The 567-nt window shown below is 39.7% G+C and carries 1 protein-coding gene; it reads right to left on the bottom strand.

The features are described 5' to 3' along the window. Positions 1-567: hypothetical protein (locus CBI42_RS11155; protein ID WP_094753979.1), on the bottom strand; the 567-nt coding region annotated here is incomplete at both ends.

The following is a 567-nucleotide window of genomic DNA, read 5'->3' as shown; positions in this document are numbered from 1 at the left end:
TAATGTAAATAATTCCTTTAGCTATCGCAACTAAGGCAGTTGTCCAAGCTCCAGTTTTCTCAACTGTCAGGAGATCATTAGTGACAATAGCTGGGTAAAGCATGATCACAACCACTAGAATCAAGCCCTGAAGGACAGCAGCAGCATAGAGCTTAAAGAAACCGAGGCAGATCGGACGTAAGCTATCCACCATGTAACAAGCGACAATAATTTTAGCGATTCCCTTATACGTGTAAAGCGTAAAGGAGCGTAACAAGATCAACAACTTAGTCGAGATCTGACCGATAAAATCGACAATCCAATAAATGAATTGAAGCATAGCTTTTACGATTGCATTAACTCCCTTTAGATCTGGTGCTTCAGAACTGAAGGGATCTGTAGCATTCTTAGCTACTAACTTAATAATAACATTGAATAACCAAGATAAGGCATCAAAAATCTCATCCACATAGAGGATTAAAAAAAGGGCAATGGCATACTTGAGGATTTCTTCAATCCAAAGCTGAAAAGATAACTCCCCACCATTGCTTTTAAGATGCTGGTGCCAGTTCATGAGGTTGATCCCCA

The organism is Streptococcus sp. KR (assembly GCF_002238115.1).
Classification (GTDB): Bacteria; Bacillota; Bacilli; order Lactobacillales; family Streptococcaceae; genus Streptococcus.
This window is presented reverse-complemented; position numbering and strand designations above follow the sequence as displayed.